9 protein-coding genes and 1 pseudogene are annotated in these 13,650 nt (G+C 62.1%); 5 read left to right on the forward strand and 5 right to left on the reverse strand.

Features of this window, described 5'->3' with window-relative positions; all coding sequences use genetic code 11:
• Positions 1–10: 10 nt before the first annotated feature.
• Positions 11–1,324: a Gfo/Idh/MocA family oxidoreductase gene (locus HS122_16570; protein ID MBE7540011.1), complete on the reverse strand. Its 1,314-nt coding sequence runs from the start codon at positions 1,322–1,324 to the stop codon at positions 11–13.
• 187 nt (positions 1,325–1,511) lie between these two features.
• Between HS122_16570 and HS122_16575 the strand changes: the two genes are divergently transcribed.
• Both HS122_16575 and HS122_16580 read left to right on the forward strand, forming a co-directional pair.
• Entirely contained in the window at positions 1,512–3,857 is a 2,346-nt protein-coding gene (locus HS122_16575; protein ID MBE7540012.1) for an extracellular solute-binding protein, read from the forward strand.
• 141 nt (positions 3,858–3,998) lie between these two features.
• A complete protein-coding gene (locus tag HS122_16580; protein ID MBE7540013.1) occupies positions 3,999–5,471 on the forward strand; it encodes a Mur ligase in 1,473 nt (490 codons plus the stop codon).
• A 12-nt stretch (positions 5,472–5,483) separates the two neighbouring features.
• On the opposite strand, the gene HS122_16585 is transcribed toward HS122_16580, so the two are convergent.
• The gene (locus tag HS122_16585; GenBank protein ID MBE7540014.1) at positions 5,484–6,278 is read right to left on the reverse strand and encodes an ABC transporter ATP-binding protein; all 795 of its coding nucleotides are present in this window, start codon (positions 6,276–6,278) and stop codon (positions 5,484–5,486) included.
• A 64-nt stretch (positions 6,279–6,342) separates the two neighbouring features.
• Between HS122_16585 and HS122_16590 the strand changes: the two genes are divergently transcribed.
• Together HS122_16590 and HS122_16595 are read left to right on the forward strand one after the other, a co-directional pair.
• Positions 6,343–7,770 (forward strand): endonuclease/exonuclease/phosphatase family protein, encoded by a 1,428-nt coding sequence (locus HS122_16590; GenBank protein MBE7540015.1) that lies wholly within the window; start codon positions 6,343–6,345, stop codon positions 7,768–7,770.
• Between the two features lie 127 nt (positions 7,771–7,897).
• A complete protein-coding gene (locus HS122_16595) occupies positions 7,898–8,701 on the forward strand; it encodes an endonuclease/exonuclease/phosphatase family protein (protein ID MBE7540016.1) in 804 nt (267 codons plus the stop codon).
• On the opposite strand, the gene HS122_16600 is transcribed toward HS122_16595, so the two are convergent.
• Both HS122_16600 and HS122_16605 read right to left on the reverse strand, forming a co-directional pair.
• A complete protein-coding gene (locus HS122_16600) occupies positions 8,691–10,652 on the reverse strand; it encodes a hypothetical protein (GenBank protein ID MBE7540017.1) in 1,962 nt (653 codons plus the stop codon). The genes HS122_16595 and HS122_16600 overlap by 11 nt on opposite strands.
• Before the next feature lie 32 nt (positions 10,653–10,684).
• Positions 10,685–11,284, reverse strand: a pseudogene (locus HS122_16605) (type VI secretion system tip protein VgrG).
• Between the two features lie 1,020 nt (positions 11,285–12,304).
• Here HS122_16605 and HS122_16610 point away from each other — a divergent pair.
• On the forward strand, positions 12,305–12,838 hold the full coding sequence (locus tag HS122_16610) for a hypothetical protein (protein MBE7540018.1): 534 nt from the start codon (positions 12,305–12,307) through the stop codon (positions 12,836–12,838).
• Between the two features lie 44 nt (positions 12,839–12,882).
• Here HS122_16610 and HS122_16615 read toward each other — a convergent pair whose 3' ends face one another.
• Positions 12,883–13,485 (reverse strand): hypothetical protein, encoded by a 603-nt coding sequence (locus tag HS122_16615; GenBank protein ID MBE7540019.1) that lies wholly within the window; start codon positions 13,483–13,485, stop codon positions 12,883–12,885.
• Positions 13,486–13,650: the final 165 nt, after the last annotated feature.

Raw genomic sequence — 13,650 nt, forward strand, 5'->3', positions numbered from 1 at the left:
GGGACAGGCCTTAAAACAGGGTGAATGGAGCGCGGCGCGGGCGGTCGAGGAGGCGTGAAGCCACGGCGTCGCCGACGATCTCCTCCTTCCGGGGATCCCAGCGGATGGGGCGTCGAAGCTGCGCCGCGATATTGTTCAAGTGGCAGATGGTCGCGGTGCGGTTGCCGATCTCCACATCGCAGATCGGCCGCTGGCGGGTGCGCATGCAGTTGAAGAAATCCGTGTGATGATCATCGCTGGCGTAGAGGTGGGGCTCGTCCGCCCGCAGAGGGCGCGCGGCAAGCGGCGCGGGATCGGTGACGAGGACGTCATCGCGTCCCACCCAGATCGTTCCCTTCGTGCCCTTGAATTCAATCATGCCGTGCTCGACGCGTTCGACGCGCTCGACCCTGACGCCCGACTCGTAGCGATGCGTCTGGGCCTTCACGTCCTCCCAGCCCTTTGGCAGAAACTCGACAGGCCCGCTTTCGTCCATGCCGAGCGCCCACTGGATGATGTCGAAATGGTGCGCACCCCAGTCGCCATTCTTTCTTCCCCCGTATTCGAGGTAAACCCGCCAGCCACCGCCGTAGTTTCCCAGGACACGCTGGGCGTTGTACGGGCGCCAGGGGGTTGGCCCGAGCCAGCGGTCGTAGTCAAAGTCCGCCGGGACGGGTTGCTCCGACAGAATCTTTGGGAGGGGAAACTGGCCAAGCACAGTGCGGATTCCCGTGAGGTCGCCTATCCATCGCGCACGAACCATTTCCGCGGCCTTGCGAAAGGCGGCGTTTGAGCGCTGCTGCGAGCCCGTTTGGAGGACGCGCCCGCAGCGGCGCGCGGTTTCCACCAGGATGCGGCCTTCGCGCACGGTGAGAGTCAGCGGCTTTTCGCAATAGACGTCCTTGCCCGCGATCATGGCGGCCTTTGCGATCGGCGCATGCCAGTGATCGGGCACGCAGACGAACACGGCGTCGATGTCGGCGCGTTTCAGAATCTCCTCGTGCGTGGCGTGGATCGCAGGTGTCGCGCCCTTGCCGTACGCCTGGGAAATGCGCTCTCCCGCCAAATCCGCAGCCTTCCTTGACACGTCGCAGAGCGCAATGATCCGGCAGTCATCGCGTCCCAGCAGCGCGCCGATATGGGCTGCGGCGATGTTTCCGTTGCCGATAACTCCCAGTTGAATTCGGTTCGCAGGTGCGGCCTGTCCCCACAGGCTGCCGCGAAAGAACATCGGGGCGGACGATGCAGCCAGGATGCCGGCGAGCCCGCGACGCAGGGCCTCGCGGCGTGTCAGGCGTAGTGAGGACGATGGAGAGGAGGGTGGCGGGCGCCGGGAGGCATTCATGGAGGGAGAGGCATGCGGGGGGAGGAAGAGGCCGCAACGGTGATGAATCGGCATTCATGAGTGAGCGGCTCGCAGGTGGCAAGCCACCACATGCAATGGGACCAGGCGCATCGCAGTCGGTCCATTGCATTGACGTGGCCGGGGGGATCGATGGAGAGTCCCCCGTTCCCGCCGACCTTTTCTGTCGATGCGTTCAATCTGTCTTCTATTCCGCCAGTTTCACCTCTTGAGGGTGTTGGGCGCTCTTGCGCTGTTCGCGGGAGGCCGGCTCGCGGGCACGGAGATTGAGGTCCCGATTTTCGCGGGAGGCTACGGCACGGCATTCTATGAGGAAACGGCGCGGGAGTTTGAGAAACTCCGTCCGGATGTGACCGTCAAGCTCCATGGCGATCCGCGAATTTCTGACAAGATCCGGGTGCGCGTTGTCGCAGGTACGCTGCCCGATGCGATGCTTCCGCGCGACGTCCTGATTCCCGCTCTGGTGCGCGCCGGCAGGCTGCGCGATCTTTCACCGCTGCTGGACGGGCCGAACTGGGAGGGGGATGCACGCTGGCGGGACACGTTTCTGCCCGGGGCGCTGGACTCGTGGAAAATCGAGGGCGGCACCTACGGTGTGCCCGTGAGCTACGCCTGCTGGGCGATCTTCTACAACCGGGGCCTCTTCAAGGCGCGCGGCTGGCACGTGCCGCGAACCTGGAGGGAGTTCTTTGCGCTCTGCGAGCAGATGCGCGGGGAAGGCATCGCACCGATGAGCCTGACCGGAATCTACGGCAACTATCCGGATTCCATAGTGCGCTCCGCCTACTACAATCTTGCGGGGGCGGAAGGCTGGGGAAGAATGAACCGGACTGAGGCCGGTGCCTACTCGGATGCGCGTTATGTGCGGGCTGCGGAGGTGCTTCAGCGCATCGCGCGGCACTATTTGCTGGCGGGCTGGGAAGGGTCGACGCACACGGGCGCCCAGATCGCCTTTGCGGAGGGGCGGGCGGCGATGTGTGTATCCGGCTCATGGATGCTCTACGAGATGGGCGACAAGCTGCCCCCTGATCTCGACGTGGGAGTGATGAACTTTCCCGTCTTCGAGGATGGCATCGCCGATCCGACAACGATCCAGGCGAGCACGGACAACCTCTTCTGCTTTGTCACGGGCGACCCCGCGAGGGAGGCGGCAACGCTGGATTTTCTTCGGTACCTGACGTCGCGGGAGCGCGCGCATGCATTCGTCCGGCGCATCCAATCGCCGACCGCGATCAAGGGTATCACACCGGACGAATTCACTCCGCGGATGCGGGACATCGCCACCCTGATACTGGGTGCGAGGCAGGCCTTCACGATGCCGCAGGTCATGCTGCAGCCGCCCGCGGTTCGCCAGGCTCTGGTCGACGAGCGCTTGTCGCTGATGGCCGGCCGCATCTCTCCCGGCGAATATGCGGCGCGGGTCGAGACGGCCGCAGGCGTGCACCGGTCACGCGTGGCGAATCCCGGTCGCATCGAGTATCGTCACGCGTGGGCGGGCGGACTTCTGATCGCCGGACTGCTTGCCATGGCGGTCTGGCTGATGCTGAAGCCGCCGGGAGGATGGCGGCGTGCGCGGCGCGGCGCGAACGGAATGGATTCAATGCAGGGGGAGTATTTCGGACCGATGCGCCTGCGGGTTGCCGGCGTCTTCGTGGCACCGGCCTTTCTCCTTTATGCCTCTGCGATACTGGTTCCGGGCCTGGTTGCCGCGCTGTGGGCGTTCACGCGCTGGGATGGCATGGGACAGCGCGAGTGGGTCGGACTCTTCAATTTTCGATGGCTGCTTTTTGAGAGCGACACCTTCTGGATGGCGCTTCGCAACAACCTGTTCCTGATGGTCGTGCCCGCGTCCATTGTGCTGCCAGTTTCGCTGACGCTGGCCTACCTGCTGCATCGCGGGGTGCTTGGGGCGGGGTTCTTCCGATCGGTGTTTCTGTTTCCCAATCTCCTCGGCGGCATAGCGGCAGCCCTCCTGTGGATGAGCGCCTACGAACCCCACGGAGGCCTGGCGAACGCGGCGTTGTCCGGCCTCGGACGGATCCTGGGCAGTGAAACGCTCATGTCCTTTGAGGCGCACCCCTGGCTGGCGCCGCGCAACCTGTACTGGTCGCTGGTGCCGATCCATGTGTGGATGGCCTGCGGCTTCAATCTCGTGCTGTTCCTTGCCGCGATGGAGGGCATAGACCAGCATCTCTACGAGGCCGCGGAGATTGACGGTGCGTCCCGCATGCGGCAGTTCTTCAGCATCACGGTTCCCCTGATCTGGCAGAGCATTGTTGTCGCCCTCGTTTTTCTCGTCATTGCCGGGTTGAACGCGTTCGAAATGATCTGGCTGCTGACATCGCAGGACCCGGACTCGGGGAGTCACACGCTTGGAACCCTGATGGTCACATCCATGTTCAAGGAATTCCAGACCGGCCGGGCGACCGCGATCGCCGTTGTGCTGCTCGTGCTGGTGCTGTCTGGAAGCGCGGTGCTGATGCGCCTGCTTCGCCGTGAGCAGCCCGATGCATGAAGGGAGAAGCGGGATCTGGCGGGATGCCGTGCTCGATCGGCTGTGTCATTTCGAATCGGACTGAACGCTTGCCTGTTGACTTGGAAATGCAGTGTGGCGGGCTTCCCTTCTGACAGGCGGGGTGGCTCCGCTCTCTTGACGATGAGAATCTATTTCATGGGAATCTGTGGAACGGCGATGGGCAATGCGGCGTTGCTGGCGCGCGCGGCCGGGCACGAGGTGCTGGGGGCCGACGCCGGGGTGTATCCGCCGATGAGCCAGGTGCTGGCGGACGCCGGCATAGCGGTCTCGGAGGGCTACGATGCCGGGCGCCTCGCCCGGCTTGCGCCCGACTGCGTGGTCATCGGCAATGCGCTGTCGCGGGGGAATCCGGAGGTGGAATGGCTCCTCGACACAAAGGCGCTTCCGTTCACGTCTCTACCCGCGCTGCTGCACGACCTGGTGCTGCGCGACCGCCGGAACATCGTCATCGCGGGCACTCATGGAAAAACGACGACGACCGCGCTGACCGCCTTCCTTCTGCGCGAGAACGGGGCCGATCCGGGATTCCTCATCGGCGGCGTTCCCCGGGACCCGCCGATGGGCAACCATCCCGGCAGCCGCAGCGATCCGTTCGTGATTGAAGGCGACGAATACGACAGCGCCTTCTTCGACAAGCGCAGCAAGTTCATCCACTACGCGCCGCACATCGCGGTGCTGAACAACCTGGAGTTCGATCATGCCGACATCTTTCGCGACCTCGCTGATGTGCAGCGCACGTTCTCGCACCTTACGCGAATCGTGCCGCGCTCGGGATGGATTGTGATGAATGGCGATGATGAGAATCTGCGCGCGCTTGGTCCGCTGGGGTGGACGCGGGTGGTCAGGGTGGGAACAGGTGATGAAAACGACATCAAGATTCTTGGATTTAACGAGTCGTCGGCCGGCGCAGAATTCGGCCTCACCTGGTTCGGCGAAACCTGGGGGCGCATTCACTGGAAACTTCCGGGCCTCTACAATGCCCGCAATGCCGCGGTGGCGGCGACGGCCGCCCTGCTTTCAAAAGCGAAGGGGACGGGTGGCGCGAGCCCCGTGGCGGCGGCTCGAGAGCTTTTCCGGGACGGATTCGACTTGCGGCCGCTTGAACGCTTTCGCGGTGTGAAACGGCGCCAGGAGATTCTTCTGGAGGCGCCGGACTTTCTGCTCGTCGAGGACTTCGGGCATCATCCCACGGCGCTGGCGGAGACGCTCGTTTCATTTCGGAACCGGTATCCCGGCCGCCGGCTGACGGCGATTTTTGAGCCGCGGAGCAATACGGCGCGCACACGGATTCTGCAGGACGACTTCATGCGGGCACTGGCGCTGGCCGACGAAGTCCATCTCGGTGCGGTCAATCGCGCGGACAGACTTGCGGCGGACCAGAGATTCGACAGCGAGGCGGTGGGGCGGTTTCTTCAGGAGCGAGGAGTCACCTCGCATGCCGCGGAAACAAACAGCGCGCTCCTGGATCGCCTGATCGCAAACACACTCGACGGCCGCCACGGTCCCCGAGTGCTGGTCTTTTTCTCGAATGGAAGCTTTGACGGCATCATCGCGAGGTATGCGGCAGCCGCCAAAGTGGCGCATCCCGCCTGACGGGGATTGCGGTCAGCCCGCGACCTCCGCCCGATAGCGCGGGCCTGATCTTCTGACCCGCATGGGCGCGCCAAATACTTCACTGAGCACGCGGCTGGTGACAATGCGCCTGATTTCTCCGCTGCGGGCGATGCGGCCTGATTTCAATGCGAGCGCGTGGGTGAACGACGGGGTGATTTCCTCGATGTGATGGGTGACAAGAACGAGCGAGGGACCCTTTGCCTGGCTCGCGAGTCGATCGATGATTTCGAGAAATCCGGTTCGCGCGACCGGATCTAGCCCGGCGCAGGGTTCGTCCAGGATGAGGATCCGAGGGCGCGCCATCAGGGCCCGTGCGATGAGGATCCGCTGGCGCTCGCCCTGCGAGAGATACAGCCATGGGCGGCCGGCCAGCTCCCCGGCTCCCATCAGGCGCAGGAGATTTCGCGCGAGCTTCCGGTCACGACGTGTGGAGGGTGCCCAGAGATCGAGCTGCGCATACCTGCCGCTGATCACCGTCTCAAGTGCGGTTTCCGCGGGGGGTATTGAAGCCTGGAGCGCGCTGCTGACAATGCCGAGCATGAGGCGAACCTCGCGCCAGTCATCGGAGCCATAGCGCCTGCCAAGGAGCTCGATGGAGCCACCCGACGGAGAAAGGTATCCCAGAAGCGTCTTCAGCAGGGATGTCTTTCCGCAGCCATTCGGTCCGAGAAGAACCCAGTGCTCCCCGTTGGCGATGGTCCAGTTGATTTCCTGGAGGATCGCGATGCTTCCGCGATTCACCGACAGGCTGCTGATCTGGAGAAGGAGTGATCGATCCGACGACATTGGAAAAAGTTGGGCGAATGCCTTGGCGCTGGTCAACGCCGACAGTCAGTGTATTGTGCAGGCCATGCTCCCGTTACGAAGCCTGAGGATTGCAGTCTGCCTGCTGATCCTCGCCACCGGATGCAGGGTCCTGGCCCGCGCGTTCACAGTCATGGTCTACAATGTTGAAAACCTCTTCGACGACGACGGCATTGCCGCGTATGATGACTACCAGCCATCAAACTACACCGCCGCGCACTTCAAGACCAAGCTGGAAAACATCGCGCGTGTGGTTGGCGCCATGGAGGAGGGCAGGGGTCCGGACATCATTCTGTTTCAGGAAATCGAGGTGGATCAAACGCCTGATCGCGTTGAACCGGCGGAGAAGCGACTGCTCGAGGCACTCGAGTCGCATGGCATGAAGGGATACATGGTCGTCGCCGGAAGCGACTCCGCCTCCCAGCGCTATGAGGATGGCAATCCGCGCGCGGTGAAATGCGTGATCTTCACGCGCTTTCCAGTCAAGACTGTGCGCAATCACCCCACGCTGAATGCGCGCAACATCCTTGAGGTTGAGCTGGATGTTGACGGCTTCCCGCTGCATGTGTTCGACAATCATTGGAAGTCGGGCGCGAGCGATCCGGTCACGGAAAAGATCCGCATCGCGAATGCCCGCACGCTTCGCACGCGTGTCGATGAGATCCTCCGAGCCGACCCGCATGCCGACATCATCCTGGGCGGGGACTTCAACTCCCAGTACAACCAGAGTCGCGTCATGAGGGAGCGGATGCCGGTGACCGGCTTGAACAGCGTGCTGGGATCGCAGGGCAATGAGCTCGCGATCCGAGGGAAAACGCGTGATCTCTACAATCTGTGGTTTGAACTGCCTTCCGAGGAGCGCGGAAGCGACACGTATCGCGGGGATTGGGGAACACTGATTCAGATTATCATATCGCGCGGCCTCTATGACTACAAGGGCGTGCAGTATGTCGACAATTCGTTCGGAGTTCTCCGCCTGAAGGGAATCAATGCGACCCCGGAGGGAACTCCCCTGAGATGGACGAACGATGGCCCCGCGGGCGCGGGGTGTTCGGATCACTTTCCCGTTTACGCGCATTTCAGGACTGTGTCGGACAACCGGCCTGACAAGTGGATGACGTTGAACAGGCCATCCCCGAGCAACGACAGTCCCGCGCATCCACCCAAGGCTCCTGAAAGAGCCTACGATCTGGCGGCGGCGGTCAAGCTGTCGGATGTGGCTGACGTGACTGCACTGCGCAGCGGAAAGTACGATGGCAGGCTTGCGTGGGTTGAGGCCAGAGTGGGAGAGGGTCACCGCCTGAACGTCCTGCTGAGAGGCGAAACCTGGGACGTGTGGGTGCCTGAACCTGCGTTGAGGGAAAAGATTCGTGCGCGGTGGCGGGAAGGAGAGAAGGTTTCATTTTATGGAGTTCTGGGTCGATTCAAGGGAGTGTGGCAGTTCACGATCCAGCGAGCGGAGTGGGTGCCCTAGGGACGCCATCCATGCGCCGTGGGCGGCCTCCCGCCGGCCGATGCGAAGACTTTGCGCAGGTTGATGCGGTGATGCTCTGGCGCAGGTTTTACTTTTCACCTCTTGAATGTGGGTGCACGGTGTGGCGATGCAGCGCCTGAGGCTTGTCACCTTCAACATCGCCCACGGGCGCGGACTGATGCCCATCCAGGGACTGACCACCGCGCGAAAGATCCGCTCCAATCTGCGCAAGATCGCCAGACTGCTGACTGAGTTGAAGCCCGATATCGTGGCGATTCAGGAGATCGATGAGTTTTCGCGATGGGCGGGCAACTTCGATCACCTCGAATATCTCAGGGACTTTGCGGATTTTCCCCATGCTGTCTTTGGCATCAACAACAGGAGAGAGGGGCTCATCAACCTGGCCTATGGGAATGCATTCCTATCCAAACACCCCATTGTCGATTCCGAGGCGGTCGTGTTTGGCCGCAGCCGGGTCGGAGAGAAGGGTTTTCTCTTCGGGGAATTTGATGTCGAGGGGTGGAGCGTGCCCATAGTGAACCTTCATCTCCACTATGCTTCGCGCCAGCGGCGCTTTCGGCAGATGAACCGACTGCTTGCCTATCTCAGCGAAAAGGAGCGGTTGCGCCCGGATCGCTGGGATGTGTCACCGATTGTCTGCGGCGACTTCAACAATCCAGGCTCGCATCGGGGGGACGCCACCTCATCCCTGCTCAGCCACCTGTATGACTATGACGACTACACGCTGCATCCGCGCGCGGGCCGGACATTCCCCTCCCCGCTGCCGAGCAGGCAGCTTGATTTCGTTTTTCTTCCGCCCGGCTGCAATGACGTGCGGAGCGACGTCATAAAGTCGGTCCTGTCGGATCACCGACCGGTTCTTGTGGAGTTTTCGCTTCCAGCCAGCAGGCCTGCGACCACTACCAGGTGAACAGGTCTCCGCGATGAAACTCGGTGGTTGATGGAGTCCAGGCGGGAGGATTGTTCGCAAGCTGCTGGTCGAAATCCAGCGTGCGGGTCTGCGGCTGATAGTAGGTGCGATTGCCCTCGAAATCGTAGTCGCGGAACACGCCAGTCATGTATTCCGACTGGAAGAGTTGCACGAGCGAACCCTTGATTTCCAGGTTCACTGCGCCGTAGTCCCAGTCCTCCAGCATGCGCACCAGATTCTGCACGCCGCCGCTGTTCGTGCGCGAAGTCTTGTCCATCGGCAGCGTGTCATCGGCGGTTGATGGCGAGTTTCCAGTCAGAATGGCGGAGTTCACCTTCATCAGCTTGATGGCGTCCGGCGAAGTGTCGCTTGGCATTGAAGCCAGTCGGTCATCTAGAATCTTGTCGGAATTGGCGTCGTCCCAGCCCTCCGACAGGACAGTAACGGCATCTCCCATCACGGCGCAGGGATTGTTCACACCCGATGAGATCTCGGTGGTGTTGTAGTTGCCCTGGATGTACACGCCATTGTTGGAAACAACAGCAAAACCCTTGGGATGCCCGTCCGCATCGTTCAGTTGCGGTGTGCTCGCCCCGTTTTTCAGACGAATGCCGTTTCCAAGTCCGGTGTCGTTGGTGTTGTCGTGAATGTACAGCACGCCATTGAAGGCGCCGGTGAGCGACGGCGTGGATTCCAGGGTCTGCTTCAGCTTGGCGACATCCACCGTGGTCATCTTGATGTTGGTCTTTTCGCGGCGATCGAAGACGGGCTTGCGCTGCTCCGGGAAGATTTCGCTCATCTTGGTGGGGCCGATGTCGGCGTTGAAGGCGCTTGGGTTGGTCTTGGTGCCGACGTTGACAACGGGATTGCCATCGCCATCCACGTTTATGGTCACGATGATGCCCGCTCGATTGTACATGCGGCGGGATTCGATCGTCGGCTCCATTTCATTGTCGGCGAGTGGATTTCCGGCCTTCAACGGAGGAGGAGCAATCACGGAACGATAGACGTCGTTGTCCGTGGGGTATGCGTCCGGATAGTCCGCGACAGCCTTTGTGACGTTGACGCCGCCGACAAAGTTTTCGGGTGCGGCCAGCTTTCTGGCCTGTTGCGTCATATTGGCGAGCGATTCGGTGTCGTCCGCATAGCCGTCTTCGAGATTCGGATCAAATATCGGCGGCTTCAGGGTGGAGGTTCCCCAGGCACCTGGCTTCCGGTAGCTGGTTCCGGAATTGTCGGTGGCGCCATTGACGGAGTCGACAAAGTAGAGTTTGTCGGTGATGAGAAGGTTGTTTCCAGCACCGGTCTGCGCGCCGACATAGGCGCTTCCGTTGGTGGAGATCGGTCCCTTGATGATCATTTCCTGTGAATTTGCGATCTCCAGATCGTCCTGATAGAACACGGCATACTGGAGCAGAGACGTTTCCGAGCGAACGAAACGGCGTCCGGCGCGATACTCAATTGTGCCGAAGACCGGGTCGTTTCGGGTCACGCGTATTCTGGCAATGAAGTAGTAGTTGCGGCCGATTCGTTCGGTTGTTCCCGGCTTGAGGCCAATGGCGCTTCCGTCGCCGCCTGGGTTGACGCTGTGGTATTCAAGCGTGCGGGCGACCTCCCAGTTGTTCGACTGCAGGTCCTTTGAAAACGGAACGGCTTCCGCAGTTGAAGAGCCCCGGTCCTGCACGACGCCGGCAGTGATCAAACTTGCCTCCAGGTTCGCAGAACTCGTGCCCTTGTTGATTTCTGCTATCCATCGAAAGAACAGGTACTCCATTTCACTTTCCGCGATTAGCTTGGCTTTCTCCAGGCGCGTTTGGCGCACGGAGTTGCGCTGCGTGTTGGCACTGAATTTCAACACGCTGCCCAGGACGATCGAGAGAACTACCACGACAATGACAACAGCTATGAGGGTGCTGCCATTTCGCGTCAGGTGATGACGTTGCGAGCGCATGACTATTGGAGGCGAGATTGTTGGTGATAGGATCAGGAATCAGGCGGACGCGTGGGCGTCGGCGTCGGACGATTCGTCGGTGTCGGCGTTGGTGTCGGTGTCGGCGTCGGAGTCGGGGAAGGAGTCGGCGACGGTGTTGGCGTGGGTGTTGGTGAAGGTGTAGGCGTCGGCGAAGGAGTCGGTGTGGGTGTCGGCGAAGGCGTTGGCGTTGGCGACGGTGTGGGCGTCGGCGAAGGTGTCGGCGTGGGTGTGGGCGACGGCGTGGGTGAAGGTGTGGGCGTCGGCGAAGGTGTCGGCGTGGGTGTTGGTGAAGGTGTGGGCGTCGGCGAAGGCGTCGGTGTGGGTGTGGGCGAAGGCGTCGGTGTCGGCGAAGGCGTCGGTGTAGGTGTGGGCGAAGGCGTCGGTGTCGGCGTGGGGCGAGCGGTCGGCGTGGGCGTTGGTGTTGGTGTCGGGGTTGGACGCGCCGTTGGCGTGGGCGTTGGTGTCGGGGTGGGACGCGCTGTTGGTGTTGGCGAAGGCGTGGGCGTCGGGGTTGGACGCGCGGTCGGAGTGGGTGTTGGCGTCGGAGTTGGGCGCGCTGTTGGTGTCGGGGTTGGACGCGCGGTCGGAGTGGGTGTTGGCGTTGGAGTTGGGCGCGCTGTCGGTGTCGGCGTGGGAGTTGGCGTCACCGTTGGGCGCGCTGTGGGGCGAGCGGTGGGCGTTGGTGTTGGAGAAGGCGTGGGACGCGCGGTCGGGGTGGGAGTTGGCGTCACCGTTGGGCGCGCTGTCGGTGTTGGTGTCGGAGTGGGTGATGGCGTCGGCGTGGTTGTGGGACGCGCCGTGGGAGTCGGCGTGGGCGTCGGCGAAGGTGTCGGCCGGGCGGTCGGCGTGGGCGTCGGCGAAGGAGTTGGCGTCGGTGTGGGCCGGGCGGTCGGCGTGGGTGTCGGCGAGGGAGTTGGCGTCGGTGTGGGCCGCGCGGTTGGCGTGGGCGTAGGCGAAGGCGTTGGCGTCGGTGTAGGGCGCGCGGTTGGCGTGGGCGTAGGCGAAGGCGTTGGGGTCGGAGTAGGCCGCGCAGTTGGCGTGGGCGTCGGCGAAGGCGTTGGAGTCGGAGTAGGGCGCGCAGTGGGCGTCGGCGAGGGCGTCGGAGACGGGGTCGGGGACGGTGTCGGCGTGGGTGTCGGGGTGGGAGGCACCGCGGTCGGGGTCGGTGTTGGCGATGGTGACGGCGTGGGAGAAGGCGTTGGCGACGGCGTGGGAGAAGGCGTTGGCGTGGGTGTTTCCGTTGGCGTGGGTGTCGGGGTGGGTGTTGGCGACGGCTCCGCCGTTGGTGCCACAGTTGGAGTCGGGCTCGGTGTCGGGATGTAGTTCAGCGCGAAAGAAGCGCCTGATTTGTTCACGAGCAGACCGGCAACGACATTGTTGTTGTAGAAATCCGCCTGCCCGGTCTGAATCGCAACCTCGTCCTCCTTGCGGCTGTGCAGCGCCAGGGTGAAGTCAGCGTAGAAAGTGGTGTTTGTTGTCGAACCCGAGCCTACGCGCCGGAAGGGATACTGCTCGGCGACAATCGGCGCGACGAGCACCTTGGGCGTGCCTGGTGAGGCGGCATCGTAGTTCTCATACCAGACGAAGGAAGGTTCAGTGTTGACGACCGTGGCTTCATACGCCCGCTCGCGTTGAAAGGTCGCGACCTGCAGGGCCTGGATGTCGATCGCGGCGCCGGCCATCGCTTGTATGGAGCTTGCAAACGTAAGCGTGACAGGACCACTGGGACGCTCATCAGTGACCGTGACTATTTTTGCACCCTTGCCTCCATTGAGCTGCGGCGAGCCAACCGACACGTAGTCGCCCGCCATCGGGTGCGTGTCGGGATGGAGGTTGTCGACAATGAGACTTGTGCTTCCCGTGCTGGTGAAGCGAGTGACACCCGGAAGGCCCAGGTTGACGCGGTAGGTGAGGCGGCTGTAAGTGCCCGCAATGGAGGGACTCTCGTTGACAAAATTGTCGGCCTTCAGGTCGTCGGCGAGAGACATTTCGCGACTCAGGTGATCGAACGAGAAACGGCCGGTGACACTGACCTTGTTGAGGGTGGTGATTTTCTTCGCGGTTACATTGCCACTGATGAAGATCGATCCGGCGGCGATCAGCACAATGCTGGCGACGGCGATCGTGACGAGGATTTCGCCGAGTGTAAACGCGGAGGCGCCTGACTTGCGCAAGGTGTGCCGCCTGCTCCAATGTTTGAGAAATTTGCTCATGGGACTCGGCGGACGAGGCTCAGGGTCTGCTCATACGGCACATTGTTGAATGTGTAGGTGATCTTGAATTTTCCCCGCAGAAGGATCCCTGCGGAGGAGGCGATGCCCACGCTGTCCACATCCCCCGTGCTGTTGAGAAGACGAACCTCGCGTGTCACGAGGGCATCGGTGATCAGGGCCCCGGTGGTTTCGCCAAGTGTCACCTTCAGGCCGGAGGCTGCATTGGCGGATGTGCCGACCAGGCCCTGCCAGACCAGTCCTTCTCCCGTGGGTCCTGTCGTAACCTTGAACAGCGGATTGAACACGCCGGCATTTTCCGCCTGACGCGTGAGAAACTGATCGCCGATTGACTTGAGCACATAGCGCGCATGATCGCGGTAGCGGGTGTTGGCGGCCGTGCGGTAGGCGAGGACGAGGCCGGAGAGGATCGAAACGGAGACCAGGCCGAGAACGAGTGTCGCGATGATCGCCTCGACAAGGGTGAATCCGCCCGCGTTTGAAATGAATGAAGTGCGCGCGCCGGGCTTCCGAATCGGGCCAGGTATGTCATGGCCGGATCCGAACGAGCGGAAATGCGGGAGATTGGAGTTTGTGTTCAAAACGTGGACGGGAGCTCGATTTCTCCATCGGGTTTTTGCGTGGCGACCGAACCCCTTACAATGTCAAAGGGGGTCAAAACTTTGTAAGAGTGAACTCCGCAACTCTAGGGTGATTCGCTACTTAAACATCTTGTGTCGTAACAGGGTTTCGCGTGCCGATTGACG

The sequence above is a fragment of the Opitutaceae bacterium genome (assembly GCA_015075305.1).
GTDB lineage: Bacteria > Verrucomicrobiota > Verrucomicrobiia > Opitutales > Opitutaceae > UBA6669.

Coding starts and splice junctions, on each gene's coding strand:
- HS122_16570 (MBE7540011.1), bottom strand. CDS start 1,324: ATGAATGCCTCCCGGCGCCCGCCACCCTCCTCTCCATCGTCCTCACTA.
- HS122_16575 (MBE7540012.1), top strand. CDS start 1,512: ATGCGTTCAATCTGTCTTCTATTCCGCCAGTTTCACCTCTTGAGGGTG.
- HS122_16580 (MBE7540013.1), top strand. CDS start 3,999: ATGAGAATCTATTTCATGGGAATCTGTGGAACGGCGATGGGCAATGCG.
- HS122_16585 (MBE7540014.1), bottom strand. CDS start 6,278: ATGTCGTCGGATCGATCACTCCTTCTCCAGATCAGCAGCCTGTCGGTG.
- HS122_16590 (MBE7540015.1), top strand. CDS start 6,343: ATGCTCCCGTTACGAAGCCTGAGGATTGCAGTCTGCCTGCTGATCCTC.
- HS122_16595 (MBE7540016.1), top strand. CDS start 7,898: ATGCAGCGCCTGAGGCTTGTCACCTTCAACATCGCCCACGGGCGCGGA.
- HS122_16600 (MBE7540017.1), bottom strand. CDS start 10,652: ATGCGCTCGCAACGTCATCACCTGACGCGAAATGGCAGCACCCTCATA.